Source organism: Hyphomonas beringensis (assembly GCF_000682755.1).
In the GTDB taxonomy this organism is placed as follows: domain Bacteria; phylum Pseudomonadota; class Alphaproteobacteria; order Caulobacterales; family Hyphomonadaceae; genus Hyphomonas; species Hyphomonas beringensis.
In genome coordinates this window covers 1-24,001 of sequence record NZ_AWFF01000098.1, presented here as the reverse complement: position 1 = coordinate 24,001, position 24,001 = coordinate 1, and the positions used below count along the sequence as shown (strand labels likewise).

General features: G+C 59.7%; 28 protein-coding genes. 10 read left to right on the top strand and 18 right to left on the bottom strand.

Going from position 1 to position 24,001, the window contains the following annotated elements; all coding sequences use genetic code 11:
- The first annotated feature begins 26 nt into the window (after positions 1-26).
- Complete coding sequence (locus HY29_RS16960) at positions 27-1,457, top strand: protein adenylyltransferase SelO family protein (protein WP_051601721.1); 1,431 nt, start codon at positions 27-29, stop codon at positions 1,455-1,457.
- Positions 1,458-1,468: 11 nt separating this feature from the next.
- Complete coding sequence (locus tag HY29_RS16955; protein ID WP_034799312.1) at positions 1,469-1,900, top strand: hypothetical protein; 432 nt, start codon at positions 1,469-1,471, stop codon at positions 1,898-1,900.
- Positions 1,901-1,906: 6 nt separating this feature from the next.
- Here the strand turns inward: HY29_RS16955 and HY29_RS16950 are convergent, their stop codons facing one another.
- The 10 genes from HY29_RS16950 to ftsE all read right to left on the bottom strand — a co-directional run bounded on the left by HY29_RS16950 (position 1,907) and on the right by ftsE (position 10,632).
- Positions 1,907-3,001 (bottom strand): fatty acid desaturase, encoded by a 1,095-nt coding sequence (locus HY29_RS16950; protein WP_051601719.1) that lies wholly within the window; start codon positions 2,999-3,001, stop codon positions 1,907-1,909.
- A gap of 144 nt (positions 3,002-3,145) precedes the next feature.
- A complete protein-coding gene (locus HY29_RS16945) occupies positions 3,146-4,048 on the bottom strand; it encodes a hypothetical protein (RefSeq protein ID WP_155838402.1) in 903 nt (300 codons plus the stop codon).
- 204 nt (positions 4,049-4,252) lie between these two features.
- Positions 4,253-5,191 (bottom strand): hypothetical protein, encoded by a 939-nt coding sequence (locus HY29_RS16940; protein ID WP_034799307.1) that lies wholly within the window; start codon positions 5,189-5,191, stop codon positions 4,253-4,255.
- A gap of 76 nt (positions 5,192-5,267) precedes the next feature.
- Positions 5,268-5,831 (bottom strand): HNH endonuclease, encoded by a 564-nt coding sequence (locus HY29_RS16935; protein WP_034799305.1) that lies wholly within the window; start codon positions 5,829-5,831, stop codon positions 5,268-5,270.
- A 140-nt stretch (positions 5,832-5,971) separates the two neighbouring features.
- Entirely contained in the window at positions 5,972-6,619 is a 648-nt protein-coding gene (locus HY29_RS16930; protein WP_034799303.1) for a DNA-3-methyladenine glycosylase family protein, read from the bottom strand.
- On the bottom strand, positions 6,616-7,635 hold the full coding sequence (locus tag HY29_RS16925) for a DUF2125 domain-containing protein (RefSeq protein WP_034799301.1): 1,020 nt from the start codon (positions 7,633-7,635) through the stop codon (positions 6,616-6,618). Before HY29_RS16925 ends, HY29_RS16930 begins: the two co-directional genes overlap by 4 nt.
- Positions 7,636-7,653: 18 nt before the next feature.
- Entirely contained in the window at positions 7,654-8,394 is a 741-nt protein-coding gene (locus HY29_RS16920) for a lysophospholipid acyltransferase family protein (protein WP_034799298.1), read from the bottom strand.
- 19 nt (positions 8,395-8,413) lie between these two features.
- Positions 8,414-9,004 (bottom strand): YdcF family protein, encoded by a 591-nt coding sequence (locus HY29_RS16915; RefSeq protein ID WP_155838401.1) that lies wholly within the window; start codon positions 9,002-9,004, stop codon positions 8,414-8,416.
- Positions 9,001-9,873: a cell division protein FtsX gene (locus HY29_RS16910; protein WP_034799293.1), complete on the bottom strand. Its 873-nt coding sequence runs from the start codon at positions 9,871-9,873 to the stop codon at positions 9,001-9,003. The genes HY29_RS16915 and HY29_RS16910 overlap by 4 nt, the downstream gene beginning before the upstream one ends.
- Positions 9,874-10,632 carry a cell division ATP-binding protein FtsE gene (gene ftsE, locus HY29_RS16905; RefSeq protein ID WP_081811480.1) on the bottom strand — a complete coding sequence of 253 codons (759 nt, stop codon included), beginning with the start codon at positions 10,630-10,632 and terminating at the stop codon, positions 9,874-9,876.
- 63 nt (positions 10,633-10,695) lie between these two features.
- On the opposite strand from ftsE, the gene HY29_RS16900 reads away from it, so the two are divergent.
- Both HY29_RS16900 and HY29_RS16895 read left to right on the top strand, forming a co-directional pair.
- Complete coding sequence (locus HY29_RS16900; protein WP_034799290.1) at positions 10,696-11,409, top strand: MJ0042-type zinc finger domain-containing protein; 714 nt, start codon at positions 10,696-10,698, stop codon at positions 11,407-11,409.
- A complete protein-coding gene (locus tag HY29_RS16895) occupies positions 11,406-11,936 on the top strand; it encodes a phosphoribosyltransferase (RefSeq protein ID WP_034799287.1) in 531 nt (176 codons plus the stop codon). Before HY29_RS16900 ends, HY29_RS16895 begins: the two co-directional genes overlap by 4 nt.
- A gap of 11 nt (positions 11,937-11,947) precedes the next feature.
- Here the strand turns inward: HY29_RS16895 and HY29_RS16890 are convergent, their stop codons facing one another.
- The gene (locus HY29_RS16890) at positions 11,948-12,934 is read right to left on the bottom strand and encodes a 2-hydroxyacid dehydrogenase (protein ID WP_034799286.1); all 987 of its coding nucleotides are present in this window, start codon (positions 12,932-12,934) and stop codon (positions 11,948-11,950) included.
- A 135-nt stretch (positions 12,935-13,069) separates the two neighbouring features.
- Here HY29_RS16890 and HY29_RS16885 point away from each other — a divergent pair, with 135 nt between their 5' ends.
- From HY29_RS16885 to HY29_RS16860, 6 genes are all read left to right on the top strand, one after another.
- Positions 13,070-13,573 carry an SH3 domain-containing protein gene (locus HY29_RS16885; protein ID WP_051601715.1) on the top strand — a complete coding sequence of 168 codons (504 nt, stop codon included), beginning with the start codon at positions 13,070-13,072 and terminating at the stop codon, positions 13,571-13,573.
- Positions 13,574-13,665: 92 nt separating this feature from the next.
- Positions 13,666-14,202 carry a bifunctional 3-hydroxydecanoyl-ACP dehydratase/trans-2-decenoyl-ACP isomerase gene (gene fabA, locus HY29_RS16880; RefSeq protein ID WP_034799283.1) on the top strand — a complete coding sequence of 179 codons (537 nt, stop codon included), beginning with the start codon at positions 13,666-13,668 and terminating at the stop codon, positions 14,200-14,202.
- Between the two features lie 75 nt (positions 14,203-14,277).
- Positions 14,278-15,093, top strand: a complete 816-nt coding sequence (locus HY29_RS16875) for an enoyl-ACP reductase FabI (RefSeq protein ID WP_034799280.1) — start codon at positions 14,278-14,280, stop codon at positions 15,091-15,093.
- Positions 15,094-15,322: 229 nt separating this feature from the next.
- A complete protein-coding gene (locus HY29_RS16870; protein WP_034799552.1) occupies positions 15,323-15,580 on the top strand; it encodes a YjhX family toxin in 258 nt (85 codons plus the stop codon).
- A gap of 99 nt (positions 15,581-15,679) precedes the next feature.
- Positions 15,680-16,336, top strand: coding sequence for an SDR family oxidoreductase (locus tag HY29_RS16865; RefSeq protein WP_034799278.1), 657 nt, complete (start codon positions 15,680-15,682; stop codon positions 16,334-16,336).
- A gap of 110 nt (positions 16,337-16,446) precedes the next feature.
- Entirely contained in the window at positions 16,447-17,040 is a 594-nt protein-coding gene (locus HY29_RS16860) for an NAD(P)H-dependent oxidoreductase (protein WP_162176755.1), read from the top strand.
- Here HY29_RS16860 and HY29_RS18695 read toward each other — a convergent pair whose 3' ends face one another.
- The 7 genes from HY29_RS18695 to HY29_RS16825 form a co-directional block, all read right to left on the bottom strand.
- Entirely contained in the window at positions 17,041-17,877 is an 837-nt protein-coding gene (locus HY29_RS18695; protein WP_051601711.1) for a CAP domain-containing protein, read from the bottom strand.
- A gap of 50 nt (positions 17,878-17,927) precedes the next feature.
- Positions 17,928-18,833, bottom strand: a complete 906-nt coding sequence (locus HY29_RS16850; RefSeq protein ID WP_034799275.1) for a 5'-nucleotidase, lipoprotein e(P4) family — start codon at positions 18,831-18,833, stop codon at positions 17,928-17,930.
- Between the two features lie 92 nt (positions 18,834-18,925).
- Positions 18,926-19,615 (bottom strand): uridine kinase, encoded by a 690-nt coding sequence (udk, locus tag HY29_RS16845; protein ID WP_241765251.1) that lies wholly within the window; start codon positions 19,613-19,615, stop codon positions 18,926-18,928.
- Positions 19,616-19,703: 88 nt separating this feature from the next.
- Positions 19,704-20,186 carry an SRPBCC domain-containing protein gene (locus tag HY29_RS19070; protein WP_034799265.1) on the bottom strand — a complete coding sequence of 161 codons (483 nt, stop codon included), beginning with the start codon at positions 20,184-20,186 and terminating at the stop codon, positions 19,704-19,706.
- Between the two features lie 166 nt (positions 20,187-20,352).
- Positions 20,353-22,491 (bottom strand): polyribonucleotide nucleotidyltransferase, encoded by a 2,139-nt coding sequence (gene pnp / locus HY29_RS16835; protein ID WP_034799263.1) that lies wholly within the window; start codon positions 22,489-22,491, stop codon positions 20,353-20,355.
- Between the two features lie 72 nt (positions 22,492-22,563).
- Complete coding sequence (rpsO, locus tag HY29_RS16830) at positions 22,564-22,833, bottom strand: 30S ribosomal protein S15 (protein WP_034799262.1); 270 nt, start codon at positions 22,831-22,833, stop codon at positions 22,564-22,566.
- Positions 22,834-23,066: 233 nt separating this feature from the next.
- Positions 23,067-23,531, bottom strand: coding sequence for a hypothetical protein (locus HY29_RS16825; RefSeq protein ID WP_034799260.1), 465 nt, complete (start codon positions 23,529-23,531; stop codon positions 23,067-23,069).
- Positions 23,532-24,001 lie beyond the last annotated feature (470 nt).

Sequence of the window (24,001 nt, the reverse complement as noted above, 5' to 3'; positions counted from 1 at the left end):
TTGCATGGCGCCCCTATGTGTCAGGCATGACCCATTCCCTTCCCATCCAGGATATTGCCAGCTTCATTGCCGATCCGGTCGAGCCCGCGGACTTCCCGACCCTCACCTTGCGATACTGGAATGCGCGCTGGGCCGAAGAGACAGGCCTGTCAGACCTTCAGGAACCTGACCAGCTTTCCCATTTCGGTCGCTTTGCGCCACTCGCTAATAACCTGCCGCAACCGCTGGCCCTGCGTTATCACGGCCACCAATTCGGCGTGTATAATCCGCAATTGGGCGATGGCCGCGGGTTTCTGTTCGCGCAGATCCAGGACACAGAAGGGCGATGGCTGGATCTTGGCACGAAGGGCTCCGGCCAAACACACTGGAGCCGGCAGGGCGATGGCCGCCTGACGCTCAAAGGCGGTGCCCGTGAAATCCTTGCCGCGAACTATCTCGAAGCCCACGGCGTCAACACGTCCAAACCTTTCGCCCTCATCGAAACCGGCGAATCCCTGCACCGCAATGATGAGCCTTCGCCGACGCGCTCTGCCGTTCTGACGCGCCTGTCCCACAGCCATATTCGTTTTGGCAGCTTCCAGCGTCTGGCCTATCTGGAACAGACGGAAGACCTCGCCCGCCTTGTTGACTATTGCGTCTGCTATTTCCATCCCGAAGCAGATGATCCGGACATGAGCCAGAAGACCGTCAATCTGCTGGCCGCCATTTCCAACGCGACGGGGCGCATGATTGGCCAATGGATGGCGACTGGCTTTGTGCATGGCGTGATGAATACGGATAATTTCAACATCACCGGCGAAACCTTCGATTTCGGCCCCTGGCGTTTTCTGCCGGTCTCTGATCCGAATTTCACTGCGGCCTATTTTGACCAGCAGGGCCTCTACCGCTTTGGTCGCCAGCCACTTCAGGGCGGCTGGGCACTGCAACAGCTTGCTTCTGCTCTGCTTCCGCTGGCGGATGCCGAGTCCCTCGCGGGCGGCCTCAAACCCTATGAGCAGGCCTATCAGCAGAGTTTTATCGCCCACACCCACGCTCTGCTGGGCCTCGAACCGCTTGGCGATGCCAACAGCGATACAGAATTCCTGCAGGCCTTCTATGCCTGGATGACAAATAGCGAAGCCAGCTGGCCACAAACCTTCTTTGACTGGTTCTGCGGCCGCGAAAGCGAGCCCCGCGCGGCAGCCTCCCCGCAAGCAAACCTCTATCGACAAGACGCCTTCACACCGGTCCGCGAGGCAATTATCGCCCGCAAGCCTACCCGGCCAGAGCGCCTTGCCCACACCTATTTCCAGGGAGTGCATCCTGCCAGCCTGCTCGTCGATGATGTGGAATCTCTCTGGGCGCCGATTGCCGAGCGCGATGACTGGTCTGACCTTCAGGCCAAACTCGACCATATCGAACAGGCCCGACAGGCCTTTGCCTGGCGCACCGAACCCGGCAATATTAGATTGCCCTGATGGAGAGACCCATGAAACTGCCGCTTATTCTGATACCTGCCAGCCTGTTCCTTGCCGCGTGCGGAAACGAAACCGCCCTGCCGCGTGAAGACGACACGCCAAAGGACACAGTGCAGGTCGTCGAGGTGGATGAGACGGTCATACCGTGCCGCGTGAAGCAGAACTCCATCGGATTCCACACAGACTCCTCAGAGCTTTCCAGCCTGGGCCATGATCTGGTTCTGGAAGTGATTGAGGATCGCGCCACGGACTGCCCGGAAGGGCGGGTCCACATTATCACCTACCGCACAGATGATGCGGACCTGACCGCCGCGCGTCAGGCGGCCATTCTGGATGTGGTGACAGGTGCTGGCATTCTACCGCAAGACATTGAGGCCAGCATTACCGATGCCCCTGATCCGGAAGAAGCAGGCCGCACCATTGTGAGTCTGGACGCCGAATAGGTCGCCCTACTCCGCCGGAATGTGCGCGCCGTTCGTTTCGTTCACTTTGTCTGTCTTGCCGGTGCCAGCATTCTTCGCCCAGGGATAGGCGGACTTCCACACTTCCTGTCCGTCACCCGGCTCAACATAATGACATCCGATCAGGGTACGCACGAAATCCGTCAGAACAAAGCGGTCGGACTTCATGTACCACGCGCCCAGAATCGGCTTGATCGCGTCCGTGGCTTCCCGCGTGCGGTAGTGCGGGATTGTCGGGAAGACATGGTGCACCACATGCAGGTCGCCAATGTGGTGGGTCAGCCAGTTGAACGGGCCATAATTGCGGTCCACCGTGGCCAGCGCACCTTTCAGGCTGCTCCAGTCATCGCTGTCATAAACCGGCACTTCCGGCGCGACATGCTGCATGTACGTCACAAAGGTCAGCCAGGCCGCATATACAAAATACGGCCCGACAATATAGGTCAGCGCAAAGGCCCAGCCGAACATCACACCCAGCGCAATGTACAATGCCAGACAGGCCAGTACGCCCACAAGACTTGCCGCCCATGACCATTTCACATGGCTGGCATACAGGTCGCTGACCGGTAGGTAGTGACTGCCCTTAACGGGGTCATACGTTGTCAGATTGCGATAGCCCAGCTTGTACATCGGCCAGCCAATCAGCAGGAACAGGCCGGACCGGAACAACACTTTCCGCGCCAGCCAGTCATCTTCCGCGCGGCAAGGCCGGAAAACTTCCTCCTCGCGGAAATGCCCTGTCTTCATATGGTGCATGGCATGGCTGCGCTGCCAGCCACGATACGGCACCAGAATGAGGGAATGCGTGATCAGGCCTACGGCCGTGTTCACGGCGCGGGATTTGGAAAACGCACCATGCCCGGCCTCATGCCCAATCACGAAAATCGCCCAGAACATCGTGCCGATGAAAAAGATCAGCGGCAGTTTCAGATACCAGGCAGACACCTGCGACAGCGCCCAATAGGCCAGCGCGATCAGGACAAGGTCAAAGACCAGATAGGCCATCGACCGGGCGGTGCTCGGTTGGAAGCACCGTGCCGGGATGGCCGCCTTGAGATCCGCCCGTGTGAAATCCGGAGTCATCACACCCCCTCCGTCCAAATCTCCCACCCATGCAAACCCTAGGCGCAAAGACGCGCGCTGAAAACATTTCCACAGGCGAAAACCCGAAAAATTGAGGCCTGTGTCTATGAATAATCCATATTCACTGGCCGGCAGTCAGCACAATCACTTACCCATGGTTTCAGCGATTTCACGTTCCTGTTGCCTGGCGGTCTTTGCATTACGCTTGGCAGAGTACAGCGCCTTCAGATACGCAACATCCCACTCTGACATCCCGGTGATGCTTGTGTCGTGAACGCCTGTCTCGTCGAAAAGATTCAGCACGGTATCGAAACCAGCGGTTTCTGCATCCGGATCGATTTGCACCAATGACACAAAAGCCAGATAGTCTGCCAGCGCTTCGAGACTGACGCCCTGCGCCAAGGCGACATCCACCACAATAACGGCATGGTTGAGATCCTGACGATAGCTGCCCTTCAGACGTGAAGAACTCGTTGTGGAAACGGTTGGCATATTGGCTGCCCCGCCTCGTGAAAAATATTGTCCCCCTGATGACATCTCATGACCTTGCTCGCTCTTGGTTTCCGAGACATGCCACCATCTAACCGGCCGGGGTGTTTTCAGAAAATCTTCAAAAGCAAATTTTCCCATCGTGGTAACAGTTGGATCACCCGAAAGCGAAAAGACCTTGGGGTCATTCTCGTAAATCGCCTGGGTTGCCGCATTACCATCCGGCGAAATGATAATTGCGATATTGGGTTTGCAGCCAGGTTCTCCCGGCTTCAGCCCAACAGCCATAGCCCTCATGGCAATCCGGTCTGCAATCATCTGAGCCTTGTCAGCAGGTATGCCTGAAACTGCGGGACAGATACCGAGATTCCACCTGGCCAGCAGTTTGCTTTTGCGCGGAACAGCCGACAGCTCGGTGGCAAAATCAAAGCTGTCCTTGAATGTGTAACCTGTGACGGTCACCGTATCATTGATCAGCGGCGCCTCGCCTTCAGCATTACTTTCATCGGAGGGCACGTCCTCATCTCCGGCGAATGCCTGAGGGGCGGTCATCATCATAGCCGTGGCCAGCAGGCCCGAACTCACAATATTCAAGAATTTCATGGAAAGACCCTTTCACTAGACGCGGAAAGATGAAGTCATCCGACCGCTAGAGAAGCCCCCTTCCCTCATCATGTCTGAGCCATGTCGTGCAAAATATCACACACCTACCTTCTAGGTGATTTGATATGTCTTGTAATTACCTATTCCAGGCCGCCGGCATCATTTTCTCATATAATAGGCGATCTGCTGTTCCTGTTGCCTCTCACTATAGGCGTTACGCTTGGCTTTGTAATATGCCTTCAGATAGCGCGTGTCCCATTCCGTCAGACCTCTGATTCCAGTGTTCGCAATCCCGACCTCATCAAAAAGGTTCAGTATGGTGTTCGCGTCTTTTACATCTGCATCCGGATCAACCTGCAGCAGGCTTACAAAAGCCAGATAGTCTGCCAGCGTATCAAGCCGAACACCCTCGACACGTTTGGCATCAACAATGATGATGCCGTGATTGATGTGCTGACGATAGTGGCCTTTTAACCTCGAGGAATTCGTCGTGTTTACCGTAGCTATCCGAGGCGCCTGTCTGGCATCCTTCATAATGAATCGGCTGGCGCCTGTAATGGGATGACCCTGTTCACTCAGTTTTTCTGAAACATGCCACCAGCGCACGGGGCTCGTGGTTTCAAGAAAATCCTCAAAGGCAAAGCGGCCTCTTGTGGAAACGGTCCAGTCAGCAGCCAAACCGAATGTTTCAGGGTCAAGTTCATACAGCTGCTGCGCCAGACTATCCGCTGAATCAGTAACGAAAATGGCCAGATTCGGCTCGCAGCCTGGGTCATCCGGCAATAGATCAACCTCAAGAGCCCATTCTGAAATACGGTCTGCAATCAATTGGGCCTTGTCTGGCGAGAGGCCTGACACGGCAGGACATATTCTCTTGTTCCAGCGCGCGAGAAGCTTCGACTTCATGCCCTCAACTGAAAGCTCACGCGTGAAATTGAAACTCTCCTTGAGCGTGGGCGCCTGTCCCTCCACGATCACGGTCTCATTTCGCAATTGCTGTTCGACTTCGCCCTCAGGCTGCTGTGCTGCCGCATTGAAGGACAATGCCATTACGGCGCTTGCAAATAGACCACGAAAGGCGAAGCGGCTGCTGATCATGATTACTTCCTCCAGGCTGTCTGTAAAAAGTAACTCATGCGAGCGCTCTATTCAATCAAAAGAAGATTGAATCTCGCTAGCTCTCCAGCTCGACGTCCCAGTAGAGATAATCCATCCAGGTTTCGTGCAGATGGTTGGGCGGGAATTTGCGGCCGATTTCCTGCAGCTGGTAATTGTTCGGGCGCAGGGGCCGTCGCATCAGATGCATATCGGTATGGTGCAGGAACTTGCCGCCCTTCCGGAGATTGCAGGGGCTGCACGCCGCCACGATATTCTCCCAACTCGTCCGCCCGCCTTTGGAACGCGGGATGACATGGTCAAAGGTCAGATTGTCCGAAGCCCCACAATAGGCACATTTGAAGCCGTCACGCAGAAAGACATTAAAGCGCGTGAATGCCGGCGGCCTGTCCTGACGCACAAAATCGCGCAGGGCGATCACGCTCGGCAGGCGGAATTCCGTACTGGGGCTGCGCACGACATAATCATATTCCGCAATGATATCGACACGGTCCAGGAACACCGCTTTCACGACTTCCTGCCACGGCCACAAGGAGAGCGGATAATAGGAGAGCGGTCTGTAGTCCGCATTTAGAACAAGTGCCGGCCGACCGCTGGGCGGGGCCGTGATTATCTCAGCCATGGGACTCTCCCATGTGCGAGATCATATTGTCCAACGAACTGACTGAAGACGCAGCTCCTTTTCGTTTCGTCCATGCGGATAGACGATTCGTGTCATGAGATTATGACAGCCCCAGCGTTTTGCAATCTTTTACCGGTCGCTCAGGCCTGCGGGCTCGCCCCGCCGGCCTTGGCCCGCTCAGCATTGATCCAGCCCCAGAGCAGATGCGCCGCCACCCCCCGATAAGGGCGCCAGACCTCGGCATGGCTTGTGAATTCCTTGATTTCCATACGGGTTTCATGACCCGACAGCTGCTTGTGCGCCTCCATCAGGCCAACATCCCCAACCGGAAACGCGTCCAGTGCGCCGATCGAATAGAGCAGGAATAATTCTGCGGTCCACGGGCCGATCCCCTTCACGGCGACCAGTTCCTTGCGCGCGGAATCGAGATCAGACGCGCAAACCCGTTGCAGATTCAACGTGCCGGTGACAACGGCCTCGGCGATGGAGGTCATGTGGCGCACCTTGGGCCGGGACATGCCGCAGCCCCGAATGGCCTCGGGGTCCGCCGCCAGCACAGCTTCCGGCGTCACCTCTCCAAACATCGCTTCGGTGCGGCCCCAGATCGTGCCCGCCGCTTTTGTTGATAATTGCTGATAGGCGATGAGACGGCACAGCGCCGCGTAAGTCGGTTGGCCCACGCGCCATTCGGGCACGCCTATTTCCTGATAGGCGCGTTCCAGCGCAGGGTCTGCTGCGGCCAGCGTCTTACAGGCCGATATCAGTTTCCGCCGCGAGGGCGCCGTCAAAAGCGCGGCTCCGGCAGACGGCCAAGGCTCAGCGGGCCCATTTTCAGCTCATTGTCCTTGATCGTGAAAGTCAGGAAGCCGCCATCCTTTGAAGAGGCTTCCAGCATCGTGATCACAGCCTGCTCCTGCTGGCCAAAGCGGCTCGCCGCCTCCATTTCCGCCTTCAGGTCATCCGCATTATCTATGCGCAGGCCCACCGTGCCATTCGCCTTGCCGCCCTTGAAGCTGATATCGCCCTTCGCACCGAGGTCCAGCGGCCCCCATTTCAGCAGCAATTGCGCGACTTCCACGCCGCCCTCCTGCTCCATCAGGCTCTCATAGAGCCGTTCCGGATCGCCGCCGGCACGCTCCCAGGCGGGATAGAAATTGCGCACTTCGCCGATCAACCGAGACGGCCCCAGCGTATCGCCCAGATATTCTGCCTCCTGCGGCGCCGCGTTCAGGGTCAGCCTGTCCCACTGGACAGCAAACATCATGTCATCGGGAGACGTCTTGCGCGGGGCCAGATTGAGGGAAAAGCCGGTCGTTGCATACAGCTCCCCGCGGATCAGCGCCGTCGCATTGCCCAACTGCAGACCAATCCGGTTCAGGGATGTCTTGTCCCACGACACGCTCATAGCGGATTTCGGATCCAGATTGATTGTGTGGCGCAGGGCACTTGGCTCTGTGATCAGGTTCCGGCCGGGCGAATAGGCAATGATGTGCTGCCAGTTCCAGGGCTGCATGACGAGGCGCAGCGTCTCACCTTCCCAGCGGGCCTGCCCGCGTGGCTGATAGACCGGGTCGCGAACCTCAAGTTCGAACCGGAAAGGATAGCCGCTAAGGGATTTCGACGCGTATTCAATTGTCGCGCCTTTGCCCTGTTCGGTGCGGATCCACTCATCGATGCCCTTCTCCAGCTGGCTGCGTGCAATCAGCCAATAGGCTGTCCACGCCGCAACAACGATCAGCAGCAGGACGAAAGGCAAGAAAAGCCAGAAGCGGGATTTCTTCTGAACGGTGGAGGGCTCAACCATGGACAGGTCCTGACAGGATTATGTGGACAGGCGCGCCTGAACGGCGCGGCCTTCTTCAATAAGAGCGTTGCTGGCCGTCTCGAGTTCCGTTTCCAGCCGGGTCATCAGATCCCTGCGCGCAAGCCCCGCCGGTATGGGGGGCAGGATTTCGTAGACGATCTTGCCTTTGGAGCGCTTAAGCCCCCGGCCCGGCCAGCACAGGCCCGCATTGGTCGCCACCGGAACAATCGGCTCGACAATCGCTTTGGCCAGCGCAGAGAGGCCTGCGGCATGATAGGCAGGCGGCGCACCGGGCTCGACCCGCGTGCCTTCCGGGAAAATGACGATCTGGCGGCCATCCGCGGCACGCTCTGTCGCGTCGGCGACCATCTTTTTCAGCGTCTTGGTCGTGCCTTCCCGGTCAATCGGGATCATCGCTGCCTTCAGCGCATACCAGCCAAGGAAGGGATACCAGAGCAATTCCTTCTTCATGATCACAACCGGCGCGCGCGTCACGATGAAGGGGATGAACACATCCAGCATGCAATGATGCTTGCCCGCGTAAAGAACTGTGCCGCGCGGCATGTTCTGCTGGCCGCGAATTTCCGTCTCGATGCCGCAAATCAGGCGCAGGCCCAGAATCAGGCTGCGGGCATAGACGCTGATCCCCCACAGGATCACGCCTTTCGGCATCACCAGAGTCGGCAGGAACAGAATCCCCATGATGGCCATCAGGCCATACATCCAGATCACGAACAGGATAGAGCGCAGAAATGTCATAGCGCTATCAGATAGCCGCTCATTCCAGTGTCGTCACGCGCCACTTCAGCCATTCGGTCAGAACCCCCCGGAAGGAATTGGGGTCGGTCCAGATCGAAGAGGGGTCATTCACCGTGCGGACTGGCCACGGGATCAGCTCCATGTCTGGCATCGTCTTCTGCAGAACGATCAGACTGCGCGGCATGTGATAATCCGATGTGACAATGATCAGCCGCTCATAGTCGCGCTCATAGGCCCAGGCCGCCGTCTCCTCGGCATTGCCCTTGGTCGACTCGGCCATGTAGCCAATGTCCACACAGCACGCCCAGACCTCTTCCGAACCGCCGGCCAGATTGATCAGCTCCTGCCGGGTCACATCGGGATTGACGCCGGAGATCAGCAAACGCTGGCCGCGGCCCTCAGCCACCAATTCCACGCCCGCCGCAATGCGGATGCCGGAGCCACCGGTCAGCGCGACAATGCCGTCTGCCCTTGCACCTTCATCATGCGTGGCAGAGGCAACGCGATTGGCGAACAGGATGAAGTCCACTGCAGCCACACACAAGGCGGCAAGCACCATGGCGGGGACAATGCCGAACCGCCGCTTCCTGAGCCGCCTTTCTCCACTCACATCACACTCTTCAGAGACCGGATTACCGTAATTCGCGCTGCCAGCCGGGCTGCCAGCCCCGCAATCAGCGGCGTCAGCACCAGAATCAGCAGATCATAGAAATCCATGCTCAGTTCCGGCAACAGGCCACTCCGCGCACCACTGGAGCGGGCCGCAAAGATCATCGCCGCCGCCGCGCCGAGAGACATCAGCGCCCCCACCGATCCGGCCCTCAGGCCCAGCAACCAGAAACGCCGCTCAAACAGGCTGGCAATGAATTTATCCCGGGCGCCCGCCAGATGCAGCACATCCACAATATCCCGCCGGGTCAGCAGCGCGGCATGCGTCGCAAAGGCGATCACCGCCACAGCTGTTGAGGCCAGCAGGGCGACTGCTGTCAGCGCCACCAGCCGCGCAATGCCCAGAACGCGCCGCACATCCCCGGCCCATTCGGCATGTTCATCCACCGCGCTGACATAGCCGGCCTCTGTCAGACGCCGTTCAATATTAGGCCCGACAAATTGCGCCAGCGGGTCCGCCGTCACCGCTACCAATTGCGGCAGGGGCAGGCTTTCCGGCAGGCCGCGGCTGCCAAAGCTGGGCTCCAGCAAGTCGTCGATCTCTTCCTTGGTCAGCAGGCGGGCCTCGCGCACACCATCGGTTTTCGCGATCAGTTCACGCGCCGCTTCCGCCGCGCGCCGGTCGACATCCGGCAGGGAGACCGTCAGCTCGCCTTCCACTTCCGCCGTCCAGCTGCGCGCCGCGCCATAAGTGGATTTTGCCGACAGGGCCGCCAAGGCTGCCAGGAAGCACAGCGCGCACACGACAAAGAACAGCGCCGCTTCGCGCGCATCCTCAACGGGCAACAGAGGGGTTTCCTTGGCCTTCATCTAGTCCGCCTTTGCCGGGTCTGTGCGCCGGCGCCCGGCCACAGACGTGCCATCGCTGTATTCGGCATCCTGCACCAGCAGGCCATGTTGCAACCGGTAGACCGGCGCCTGCACCTGACGCACCAGGCCCAGATCATGCGTCGCGATGATCACCGTGGTGCCACGCCGCTTGTTCAGCTCCAGGAACAGCCGCATCAGGCGAGAGCCCATTTCCGGGTCAACATTCCCCGTTGGCTCATCTGCAATCAGGATATCCGGCTGGGTCACCACAGCGCGGGCAATGGCAACGCGTTGCTGCTCCCCACCCGACAGGGTGGACGGGTGCGCATGCATCCGCTCGCCAAGGCCGACCCAGGCCAGCAATTCCTGCACATCACTGCGATAGCTCGCTTCCTTGCGACCCAGGACACGCAGCGGCAATGCAACATTTTCATATGAAGTGAGATGGTCCAGCAGGCGGAACTCCTGGAACACGACGCCCACTCTGCGGCGCAGGGCCGACAATTGGTCCCGCGTCAGGCGGCTGGTTGGCCGGCCAAACAGGGACACCTCTCCCATACTGGGTTTCAGCGCCAGATAAAGCAGCTTCAACAGGGTGGTTTTGCCCGCCCCTGAAGCACCTGTCAGAAAGCTGAATGATCCGGGTTTCAGGACCAGATCAATACCGCTAAGTATATCTTCTGACGTACCATACCGAAGCGACACTCCGTCGAGGCGCACGGCGACATCGTCAAACAGGTCGAGGCGGGATAGGGTCATCGGCTCCTGTCGGGTTGCTCAGACGAGTGGATTATTGGGGCGAATTGCGGGAAAGACCAAGACATGATCCTCACCTGCCCCAATTGTGAGACCCAGTATTTCGCCGATGACTCAACAATCGGTGAAAGCGGACGCACGGTTAAGTGCGCTGCCTGCGGAAACTCATGGTTCGTCGCCCCGAAAGAGCAGAAAGAATCGGCCCGGCGTAATCCCGCTGCCGCCCACGAGATTTATCGTGAGCGCGTTCGCGAACAGCGCCGCCGCAAAAGCCGCTTTGCGGCCCTGCTGTCCTGGCTGATCACGGCGGGCCTGTTCTTCGCGCTCGGCGTTGGCGCCATCGTCTTCCGCAATGAAGTTGTGAAAGCCTGGCCCCAGGCCGCCGGCGCCTACAAGCAGCTGGGCTTTGATGTGAACCCTTACGGGCTGGAATTCGAAGACATTCAGCGCAGCCGAACCTTCAATGACACGATCCCGATCGTCACCGTGGCAGGCAAGGCGGTGAACATTTCCCGCTCCGCCGTGCACACCCCTGCCGTCCGGGTAGAGCTGAAGGATGAACGCGGCGCGATTGTCAGCACCACTTACGGCCCGATCCAGCCGGAAACCCTGCCCGCCGGAAAGACCGGCAGTTTCCAGATCGTGGTGCAGCAGGCACCGATTGAAAGCTTCGAAATCGAATTGTCCTTCGTACCGCGAGACCAGGTGCCTGCGACAGCGGACATGCCCCCTCATGAAAGTCTGGCGACAGACGCAGAAACAGACGAGTCCCCGGAATGAGCGAAACGCCCCAGATAGAAGTCGTCGTGCCGGAAGAAGAATTGATGGCGCATATCGACAAGATGGCCCAGACGCTGGCCCCGCGCCTCACCGGTGAGTGGACGATTGTCTCCATCCTGATTGGCGCGACGCCGTTTACCTCAGACCTGATGAAGGCGCTGGCCCGCCGCGACATTCACCCGACGCTGGATGTCATCTGGCTGGAAAGCTATCGCGACGCGCGCGAGAGCTCTGGCCGGGTCGTTGTGCGTGCGGATCTCACCCGCTCGGTCACGGATCGCGGCGTGCTCATCCTGGATGATGTGTTCGACACCGGCCGCACGCTCGCTTTTGCCAGACAGCATATGCTGGCCAAGGGCGCGCGGGAGGTGATTACCTGCGCGCTGACCCAGAAGCCCTGGGCCCCGCGCGGTGAAGACGGTGTGGATTATTGCGCCATTGAAGCACCAGGCCGCTATCTGGTCGGCTATGGCATGGACGATGCGGGCAAGTATCGCGGCCTGCCCTATATCGGCGCACTGGACTAGACCCGCAAACCCTACAGAATTGCCGGAATTACCCGGTCCGGCGGGCGGTGACCGTCCGCGAAGGTCTTGATGTTGATGATGACCTTCTCGCCCATTTCGGTGCGGCCCTCGATCGTGGCTGAGCCCATATGCGGCAGCAGCACGACATTCGGCAGGCCCAGCAATTCCTCATTAACGGCCGGTTCGCGCTCGAACACATCCAGCCCTGCGCCCGCAATCTTGCCAGCCTTCAGCGCACGCGCCAGCGCGGCCTCATCAATCACTTCGCCGCGCGCCGTATTCACCACATAGGCTTCCGGCTTCATCAGGTCGATGCGGCGGGCATTCATCAGGTGGAACGTCGCCGGCGTGTGCGGACAATTGACGGACACAATGTCCATGCGGGCCAGCATCTGGTCCAGACTGTCCCAATAGGTCGCTTCCAGCAGCTCCTCGATACGCGGGCTGACCGGTTTGCGGTTGTGATAGTGAATTTGCAGGCCAAAGGCCTTGGCGCGGCGGGCGACCGCCTGACCGATGCGGCCCATGCCGATAATGCCCAGACGCTTGCCTGCCAGTCGGCGGCCCATCATCCAGGTCGGCGTCCAGCCATCAAAGCCGCCCGTATTCATGATCTGTGCGCCTTCGAACAGGCGGCGCGGCACGGACAGGATCAGCGCCATGGCGACATCCGCCGTATCATCGGTCAGCACGCCCGGCGTGTTGGTCACGGTGATGCCGCGCTGAATGGCGCTTTGCACATCAATATTGTCCACGCCTGCCCCGAATTGCGCGATGAGGCGAAGCTGCTCGCCTGCCCGCGCCATGACACGGCCATCCAGACGGTCCGTCACGGTCGGCACCAGCACATCTGCGGTCTGCATCGCGTCCACCAGTTCATCCTGGGTGAAGGCGTGATCATCCTCGTTCAGCCGCGCATCAAACAATTCCTTCAGCCGCAATTCTACGGGTGAGGGAAGTTTACGGGTCACAACGACTTTCAGCTTCTTTGCAGACATGGGGACTCTTTTTGCAAATATTCTCAAAACGGGCCTTAGCAGAGGGATCCTGCATCGCCAACGCTTCATATTTTACCCTAGATTCATTTGACCGTGGAATCGTAGCGGCTCGCAGACAATGGGAAAAGACTGCACATGAAGTGGGCACCCATATTCCTGTCCGGATTATTACTGGCTGGCGCAAGCGCCTTCGCAGAGGGGCCGACCTATGTCCGCGTCAGCAAATTTTCCGGCAAGGAGGTGCCCCGGTTCGAGGTGCTGAAATACAATGCCGTGAACGGACGCGCCGGGCCGAGCCGCGATCACCCCATCCTCTGGCATTATGAGCGCAAGGGCCTGCCCCTGCTGATCATCAAGGAAAGCCAGAACTGGCGGCGCGTGCGCGATCCCTCCGGCGCGGAGGTCTGGGTGCATGCCCGCATGCTGGAACCCGGTCATACCGCCATGGTGCAATCGAATGTCACCTTGCATGAAGACCCTGACGCGATGAGCCCGGAAATTGCGCATATCGAGGCAACTGTGCTGGTAGAGCTTGGCCCCTGCAAAAGCGGATGGTGCCGGATTGAAGCCAGGAATTTCAAAGGTTTCGTGCCCGCCACGGCCCTCTGGGGCACAGATACGGCAGAGGCTGCCCTGTAAATCTGCATGCCTGCGCGCTTACCCTGAGTGTTGACAAGCTGGCCCGGGCGCGCTCGTAAGACTGCTTGCGCTGATTGAACAAGGGAACCGCTATGTCCGGACCGCACGATTATCACACGCCCAAGAATTCCTACACAAAGGAAGACCTGCTGGAATCCGGCAAGGGTGGGTATTTCGGACCGGGCAATGCCCAGCTGCCTGTCCCCCCCATGCTGATGATGGACCGTATCACGGAGATCACCGTGGATGGCGGCCAGTTCGGCAAGGGCAGTGTGATCGGCGAACTCGACATCACACCAGACCTCTGGTTCTTCCAGTGTCACTTCCCGGGTGATCCGGTGATGCCGGGCTGTCTCGGCCTGGACGCGATGTGGCAGGCTGTCGGCTATTGGCTCGGCTGGTCCGGCAGCCCCGGCAAGGGCCGCGCGCTGGGCGTTGGCGAAGTGAAGTTCACGGGCGAGATCACACCGGACAAGAAACTTGTCCGCTACGAGATCGACATCAAGCGCGTGCGCCGTGGAAAGCTGAATCTCGGCATCGCGGATGGCCGCGTCTATGTCGACGGAGAGCATGTCTACACCGCGCTCGACATGAAAGTCGGCCTCAAGAACGTGGACGCACAAGCCTAGAGCGCTTGACCTTTGGCGAGGCGCTGCCTAGCCCTTCATAGATAGCAAACGACAGTATCCAAGGGAGATGCCGCCATGGCTGATGACTGGACCCCGCCTTCCGGCGACCTGATGAAAGGCAAGCGCGGCATCATAATGGGTGTCGCCAACCAGAACTCCATCGCCTGGGGCATTGCCCAGCAGCTGGCCGCCCAGGGCGCAGAGATCGCCTTCACCTATCAGGGCGAAAACCTTGAGCGGCGCGTCCGCCCTCTGGTCGAATCCATCGGCATGGATTTCATGATCCCGGCTGACGTGACCGATGATGCCTCCATGGACGCAGCCTTTGAGGCCGTGAAAGACAAATGGGGCAAGATCGATTTCCTGGTTCACTCCATTGCCTTTGCCGGCAAGGACGAGCTTCAGGGCTCCATGGTCGCCAACACGACCCGCGAAGGCTTCCGCCGCGCGATGGATATCTCTGTCTACAGCTTCATTGATTGCGCCCGCCGGGCCAGCGAGATCATGCCCGATGGCGGCGCGATGATCTGCATGACCTATCTGGGCGCTGAGCGTACCGTGCCTTCCTACAATGTCATGGGCGTTGCCAAGGCAGGCCTCGAAGCGGCAACCCGCTATGCGGCGCGCGACCTCGGGCCACAAGGCATCCGCGTCAACGCGATTTCCGCCGGCGCGATGCGTACGCTTTCCCTCGCCGGGATCCGCGGCGGCAAGAGCCTTATGGGCACGGGCCGTGACTGGTCCCTGCTGAAGGAAGACACGCGCATGGAAGGCGTCGCCGGCGCCGCGCTCTACCTGCTGTCAGACCTCGGCCACTCCGTCGCCGGTGAAGTCCACCATGTCGACGCCGGCTTCCACGTCGTCGGCGTCCCGGACCTGCCGGAAGACTGATCTTCTTAAAAACGACTTGACCCGTTGAGGCTGCATCCCCAATTTGCAGCCTCAACGGAGTGTTTATGTCCAATTTGTTTGAGTCCCGGTAAGGGGCCTGCCGTTTGAGGCGCTGAGGGTCAGCGTCTGGCAGGCCGGCAAGAGCGAAGCCTGGCACAGCCATGTGCCGGAAACGTTTTTGCGCGCCCCATGCACATCCATGCGGCGCCCGACTTCGGACCACCTGCAAATGGATATCTCACGCGCCGAACAGCGCATCCTCCACCTGCTCGCCCAGGGCGGGCATATCGACATCATCCGTAACGAGAGCAAAAAGCCGGTCGAGCTGTATTGCTATACCCGCGATGGCTGGCGCTATGCGGGCCTCAATCTGCGCCTCTTCCGCAAGCTGAAGCGTAACCGCGCCATCGCCTCTCAGGGCGGCGGGCCTTACCGCATCACGCGCCGGGGCCTGCAACTCGTCCGCGCCGAACTGGGCAATCGCTGATGCGATGGATTGGCACCGGCTGAGTTGAACCGGGAACTCCCGTGCTGTGCGGTCTGTTGTTACGGCAGATCCACAAAAGAACACGGGAGTTCCCCCCTCATGGCAAACATCTTCATCATTGGCGCAACAGGCGGCGTTGGCAGCCGTCTGATCCCCAAGCTCATTTCTGCCGGTCACACAGTCAAAGGCCTGCACCGGAAGGCCGAACAGGCGGATGATTTACGCGCGCAGGGCGTCGAACCCGTACTTGGCGACATTATCGAGATGAGTTCGGACGATCTGGCAGAGGCCGTAAAAGGCTGTGACATCGCCGTCTTCTCCGCAGGCGCCGCTGGCAGCGGGCAAGAGCGTGCCACCAAGATTGACGGCGAAGGCCCGGAGAAACTGGTCGCCGCCGCCAAGGCCACCGGGCTTCAGCGCATCTATCTCGTTTCCGTCTTCATGGATGCCGGCCGCGACCGCGACACATCCGAGGGCTTTGAGCATTACATGGCCATGAAGCGCCGCGCCGATGCGTCCCTCGCGCAGAGCGGCGTCGACTATGTCATCGTCCGCCCCGGCACGCTGAAGGATGATGATGGCGATGGCCGCGTCAATTCAGGCCGCGCTATTCCCTATGGTGATGTCGCACGCGGTAACGTCGCCGCCATGCTCGCAGAGCTGATCGATGCGCCGGACATCACCAACGAGATCATCGAGCTGACGAATGGCGACCATCCTGTTGCTGAAGCCGTCAGCGCGCTGAAGCGGGGCTGACCGGCCCTCTGACGCCACCCAGCCAATTGCAGAAACGACCTGTTTTCTCCTTGCAATGATACCCAGATTGAATAATGAGCGTTTTGTTCATTCGTATCATTGGAGATAACATGTCAGCCCGACTTTTCGTTTTCGTCGGCCATCCGCGGTCCACATCCCTCAGCCATGGCCTGGCAGATGCCTATCAGCGGGGCGCTGAGGCTGAGGGCGCTGAGGTGCGCCGGATGAACCTGTCCGACATGCAGTTCGACCCGGACCTCACCGAAGGCTATCACGCCCGCAAAACGCTGGAGCCCTGTCTTGAGGAATGGCGGGACACTCTCTCCTGGGCGAACCATACATGCTGGGCTTACGCGCAATGGTGGGGCGGTATGCCTGCCAAGATGAAAGGCGTGATCGACCGCTGCTTCTTGCCCGGCTATGCCATGAAGTATCATGAGGATGATCCGTTCTGGGATCGCCTGCTCTCCGGCCGTAAAGCCGATGTGCTGATGACCGCCGATGCCCCGGTCTGGTTTGACCGGCTCTCCAATGGGCGCGCGGCAAAGCTGCAGGTGCAGAAACCTGTGCTGCATTTTGCCGGCATCAAACCCGCCCGCATCCTGCAGGTCGGGCCGGTCAAGACGGCCTCAGACGCAACAATCGCAAAATGGTTGAAGAAGGCAGAGGCCCGCGGCGCGCAGGCCGCCCGCCGGGCATCTTGATTATCCGTCTACGGTTACAGACGGGCCCGGCAGATGGATCGTGTAATAGCTGAGCGGTTCGTCGCCGGGCCTTCGCCCTTCTGCAGCAATGCCGACATCGCCGCTGATGCCGGCCGGCACGCCGTTCTCCATCGGCAGATAGTCACCGTTCGGAGTCTGGGCGCCAAAGCGGCGGAAGCGCCAGCCTTCCAGCACAGGCATCTGCTGCACCTTTTGTCCCACACGCATCCGCACCGGCAGATCCCGCGCAAGACTGCCCGACAGATTGAGGAAGCTCTGCGTCACCCAGACGCCGGTCTCCGTGCGCACAACACCGATCGCAACATGGGTGGCCTCTTCACTCAGAATATTCGCGCGGTGGCCGGGGCTCTCCATCAGATTCCGGTGCAGGCGCTTTACGGCATTGCGCTCCACATTCCAGCGCCCGCGCGTGACTTCCACCATGGCAACATTTTCGGCTGAGTACTGAATAAAGTCTCGCCGATCAAAGGCAGAGACCCGGTCTTGTGGCTCTCGGCCATCCGGGCCGACATGACCGAAAAAGTCATTATACGCCATGTCCAGGCTGTGGAACCGCGCCGTATTGCGCAGCGCCGGGCGATAGATCAGCGGCGGCAACCCCGCATCTGCGCGCGCCGCATTGATACGGTCCAGAAACTCCTGCTCCATCCCGGCATCGAACTGATAGCCGATGGGCAAGTCGCTGAAACAGGGCGCAACGCTTTCCACATAATCGGCCACAGCCGTGGCCCGGCCTGCCAAATCCAGATCGCACGCCATCGCCGGCAAAGCAGCCGCTGACAGGCCGAGGCCCAGAAGCAAGGAACGCAATGTCATATCGGCGACAAGTTTAGCGCGCCGAACATGAACAGAACAGTTACGCGCGATCAGTCCTGAGACCAGGCCTTCAGCTGCTCGATCTTCATCTCGCGGCGCTGTTCCGGCGACAGGGAATAGTCATTGCCAAAGGCGGAGCTTTCCCAGCTGCCATATTCCGGGTTCGGCAGCATGATCCATTCCCGGCCCCATTTGGCGGCGTTTGCCTCATAAACGCGCTCACGCTCTTCGGGGGAGCCTTTGTATTCGTCAGTAAAGTCACCGAAATTATCGCCCAGCAGCATGACAACCCGGTAGTTCGCGGCAACCGCCGCACGCCGTGTGCCCTTGGCAGAGCCCCAGTCCGGCTGCTCTCCCTTGGTCATCAACGTGTCGACATTGCCGCCCATCGGAAAGCCCAGCGCCTGCAGATTCCGCGCCGTGCCCTCTTTCGTCACCGCATCGCGATTGGTGACATAGAACACTTTCACACCCTTGGCGGCGGCGGCATTGGTGAACTCCACCGCGCCCGGCACGGGCCCGGCCACACCGGAACTGGCCCAGGCATTCCAGCTCGGCCCGTCGAATTCGCGGCCCTGCTGGATGCCAAAGGCCGCATAGGCGGAATTGTCCAGAACGGTTTCGTCGGCATCCAGAATGATGGCGGGCGGCAAATCCTGATAGCCTGCCTGCTGCGCTTCCGGCACGGCGGTCCAGTCCGGGTCCGCCAGCGCTTCATCCAGGCGCATTCCCGCCAGCGCGTAAATGCCGTCTGTCGTTGCCTTGTATTCCACGGCCTGCTGCATCCACAGTGCCGCGTTCAGCCGGTCATCGGGCGCCGGGCCAGCAGGCTCCACCACTTCCGTCACGGTTACAACACGCGGCGGGCTTGTCTGTTCATCCACGATGATACAGCCGGAAAGCGCCAGGCTGGTGGCCAGGGCCAGGCCGGTAAGGATTGTCCGTTTAACCGTCATTTTCACGTGCTCCGCTCTGATGTGCGGGCACCCTACTCAGTCTCCCCCCCTCAGGGAAGATCGAAATCATGCGGACTTTACAGGGCGTCTGATCAGATGACGCCGGCCGTCTGCAGACGTGCCAGCACCGGCGCAATCATGCGCTCGATCGCTTCACCAGTCGGGCGCACATTGCCATAGGCTGGAAGGCCTTCATCGGCGATCACCAGATCCGCCTCGAATTTCGCCGGATAAGTCCACTGATAATGCGCCGCGCGGACCGTGCCGAGATATTGCTGCAACACGCTTTCCAGGCTGCGGCCACGCTCTGTCACATCTCGGCGGATACGACGCGCCAGGCGCAGATCGTCCGGCGTGTCCACATAGACTGACAAATCGATCAGCGAACTGATTTTCGGGAAGGATAGCGCGTGTATCCCCTCCAGGATCAGGATCGGCGCAGACTTGATCTCCCGTGTGTCCGGGCTGCGGTCATGGCGCTCATAATCATAGATGGGCTGCTGGATCGTCTCGCCGGCCTTCAGCGCGCGCAGATCCTTTACCAGACGGTCTGCCTCTTTCGACCGCGGGGCATCATAGTTGATGCCTGCAACAAGTTCGGTCCACTCTTCCTTGCTCTGCGGCTCGCCATAATGGCTCATCGGATAATAATAGGCATCTTCCCCGAAGAGAACGGCCTGGCCGTCCGGCAAATGCTCCAGAAGGGCTTCTGCCAGGGTCGACTTGCCGGAGCCAGAGCCGCCGGACATAGCCACGAGAAAGGGTTTGCGTTTCGCCATCATGGGAGGGGTTTACTGGCAAAGCCCCCACATGTTCAACGGGGAAAGCCCGTAGACGGGCCTTCGTCTGCAGCCTGCCCTCTGACAGGTCTCAGGCGACCTGACGTTCCTGAAGTCCGGTCACATAATGGTCCAGCTTTGCAAGGGATGACGCCATCTCCGCTTCATGGCTCTGGACAGTCAGGCCATCGGGCGCATTCTCGGCCCTTATCGTCACCTTTGTGCCCTCTGCCACCGGGCTCATCAGCCAGCTCAGCCGCATTGTGCCCTGAAAGCGCGCGTCCTCCGTTGCGAAATCGACCGCCTGCACGATGCATTTGCCCGGCACCATATCCAGGTAACGCGCTTCCATGCTTTCGGCGCTGCTCCAGATTTCTGCTTCGTCGCGGCCACAGCCTGGTTCCACCTGCAGCCTGTAATGCCCGCCAGGCCGTGGGGAAAACGCCACCACCCGCGCCTCTATCCCATCGGGCACCAGCCAGAATTCCAGCGCATCGGGGTGCAACATCGCGTCATAAACCTCAGCTGCCGAAGCCCTGATCACTCGGCTGACGGTATCGACTCTGTTCGGCATGGCATGGTCCGGCTTGCGATTGGAGATGAGCGATACGTTCTTTTGTGAGGCAGGTTCCCGACAAATGAGTGAACATTGCGCAGCATGAGCTGTTTGCCTGATTTCTGCACAAAAAAAGGCCGCTCCGGGGAGCGGCCTTCCAATTCTTGGGCAGTGGAGAGGAAGACTATTCCTCTTCGCCACCATTTTCGTCCTCGGTGATTTCCTTACCGGTCTCCTGATCGACGACTTTCATCGACAGGCGAACCTTGCCGCGATCGTCAAAGCCCATCAGCTTGACCCAGACCGTGTCGCCCTCTTTCACCATTTCCTTCGGATGGCCCACGCGCTTGTTGGCCATCTGGGAAACGTGGACGAGGCCGTCCTTCGGTCCGAAGAAGTTCACGAAGATGCCGAAATCCTTCAGGCCGACAACTTTGCCTTCATAGATCTCACCGACTTCCGGCTCTGCGACGATCTCCTTGATCATCTTCAGGGCCTTGTTGATGGATTCCTTGTCCAGGGCAGAGACCTGAACCGTGCCATCATCATCGATGTTCACTTTGGCACCGGACTCATCCACGATACCGCGGATGACCTTGCCGCCAGAACCGATCACGTCACGGATCTTGTCTGTCGGCACCTTGATGATTTCCATCTGCGGGGCGTTTTCGGACAGGCTGTCGCGGGACGTATCCAGCGCTTTGCCCATTTCACCCAGGATATGCATGCGGCCACCGCTCGCCTGAGCGAGGGCTTTTTCCATGATGTCCTTGGTGATACCGGCCACCTTGATGTCCATCTGAAGGCTGGTCACACCCGCTTCCGTACCGGCGACCTTGAAGTCCATGTCACCGAGGTGGTCTTCGTCACCCAGAATGTCGGACAGGACAGCGAACTCTTCGCCTTCCAGGATCAGGCCCATCGCGATGCCGGAGACCGGACGGCTGACCGGCACGCCGGCATCCATCATGGCCAGAGAGCAACCGCAAACCGTTGCCATGGAGGAAGACCCGTTGGATTCCGTGATCTCGGAAACGAGACGGATCGTGTACGGGAATTCCGAATGGTCCGGCAGAACAGCCTGCAGGGCGCGCCATGCCAGCTTGCCGTGGCCGATTTCGCGGCGACCAGCGCCGCCCATGCGGCCTGTCTCACCAACGGAATATGGCGGGAAGTTATAGTGCAGCAGGAAGCGTTCCTTGCGGGTGCCGTCCAGGCTGTCAATGTATTGTTCGTCGTCTGACGTTCCCAGAGTGGCGACACAGATCGCCTGCGTTTCACCACGGGTGAACAGCGCAGAACCGTGCGTACGCGGAAGGAAACCGGCTTCAGCCAGGATCGGGCGAACCTGATCCAGCTTGCGGCCGTCAATACGTTGACCCGTTTTCAGGATGTCACCGCGGACAACGCTGGCTTCGGCTTCCTTGAACGCAGCCTTGAAGGCTTCACCGCTCAGTTCACCCGGCGCGTCTTCCGTGCCGACCAGTTTTTCCTTGGCCTTGTCGCGGGCAGCGCCCACTGCGGCCTGGCGTTCCAGCTTCTCGGTGATCTTGTAGGCGGCGGACAGATCCGTACCGACCAGATCCGTAATCGCTTTCAGCGCGGCGGAATTGTCCACGGGCTGGAAGTCGAACGGTTCCTTGGCGGCCTGCTCTGCCAGCTCGATGATCGCGTCGATCACCGGCTGCATCGCGTCATGGCCAGCCACAACGGCGCCCAGCATGATCTCTTCGGAGAGTTCCTTGGCCTGGGATTCCACCATCATCACGGCGTCGGCGGTGCCGGCCACGACGAGGTCCAGTTCGGACTCTTCCAGATCCATGACGGTCGGGTTGATCAGGTATTCGCCGTCCTTGTAGCCAACGCGGGCTGCACCGATCGGGCCCATGAAGGGCGCGCCGGACAGAACCAGCGCCGCAGACGCACCGATCATGCCCAGAATGTCCGGATCATTTTCGAGGTCATAGGAGATGGCGGTCAGAACGACCTGGACTTCATGCTTGAAGCCTTTGACGAACAGCGGACGGATCGGGCGGTCGATCAGGCGAGACGTCAGCGTCTCTTTCTCTGTCGGGCGGCCTTCACGCTTGAAGTAGCCGCCAGGGATGCGGCCCGATGCGTAATATTTCTCTTGATAGTTCACGGTCAGGGGGAAGAAGTCCTGACCCGGTTTTGCTTCCTTGGCATAAACAGCCGTGGCCAGGACAGTAGAGTCCCCATAGGTCACCATGACGGAACCATCGGCCTGACGGGCAACTTCGCCCGTTTCGATTTTCAGCGTGCGGCCGGCCCATTCCAGCGACACAGATTTCTTGTCAAACATCTAAAAGTCTTTCTTTCACATACGAAAAGCCCGCCGCGGCCCCAGTGCCCGGCGGGCTTGTTTTTGAAGAGCCTAGCGGCGAATGCCCAGCTCGGAGATGAGTTTGGTATAACGCGACTCATCCTTGCCCTTGACGTAATCAAGCAGCTTTCTGCGCGTTGCCACCATGGCCAGCAGGCCGCGGCGGGAGTGGTGATCTTTTTTGTTGGTCTTGAAGTGGTCGGTCAGATTGTTGATCCGTTCGGTCAGGATCGCGACCTGGACTTCAGGAGAGCCGGTATCGCCAGGCTTGGTGGCGAATTTGGAGATCAGCTCCTGCTTTTTCTCAGCAGTAATCGACATCGTATATCTTTCATATTGTCGCCTTGCGGCGGGTTTCACATAAACGCCTGATTTGGCGGGGTTTTCTGGTGGGGATCGAAGCCTTTGGCCGCGGCCGGGATGTCGTCCAGCCGGGTCAAAACCCGAAATCCCACCACAAGGCGCGGCTTATGGCCCATTTTCAGGGGAATTGGAAGGGCCAGACTGAGGAATCGATTCCCGTGAGGGGCGAGTTTCGCTTCCGCCTGTCCTGCCTACTCCAGTGCGCACCACCAAGCGGTGACGGCGTGGGCTGTGGGGGTGGCTTCATCCGGATAGCGGCCATGCAGAACACCGTCGGTTCCGATCAGCGTCACCCACATTTGAGAGCGCTCTGCCGGCGGCAGGTCTTCAATCTCTGCGTCCGGCATCTGCAGGTGCACACGCGATGAATGGGTGAACACATCTTCCCCCATCACCGTCATCGAATAGGGCGCATACCAGTGCGTCAGGAAAAAGCCGCCCGCCGGTGTCTCGGCCAGCCGGAAGCCGACCTGAACGGACTGGCCTGAGCGGACAGCTTCAATCAGCGCGGCCTTGTCCCCTGCGCTCACCTGCCCGGCACCATCCACCTCCACCAGCAAATGCTCGCAATCCGGTGGCGGGGCGGCCTCCCCCTCTGCCAGCGCGCCCGGCCCGGAAATGGCCAGCCCTGCCGCAATGATCGCCCGTTTCAGCACACTCGCGCCCCTCATCCCGCTTTCAGCGCGCAGAGTAAGGGCATTCGCGCCACATGATAATGGCCCTGCCCCATACACTGCGATTGAGTCTGCCGTGTCATCCCGGAAAACGCTGCGCGTTTATCCGGGACCCAGACGCAGAGGCGCAAGTCTGAACTGGGTCCCGGATATTTGCTGATGCAAATTCCGGGATGACAAGGGTGGGGAGCTTTCCCCTCTTCCGCTCACCCCGGCGCAGGCCGGGGTCCAGAGCCACAGGAGCAGAAGTTTGTGGGACAGAGAGAGGCTCACTCCCCAAGCCCGCGCTCCATGCTTCGACTTCGCTCACCATGAGCGCTCTTTCGCCTCACCCCAAGAACCGCACCTCATCCTGAGAGAAGTCGAAGGATGACTGGCGGCTCATGAGACCCTCCACCCCGAACCCAATCCGTCTGATAGTGCCCCAAGCCATACTTCAGGTCTGCTCACAC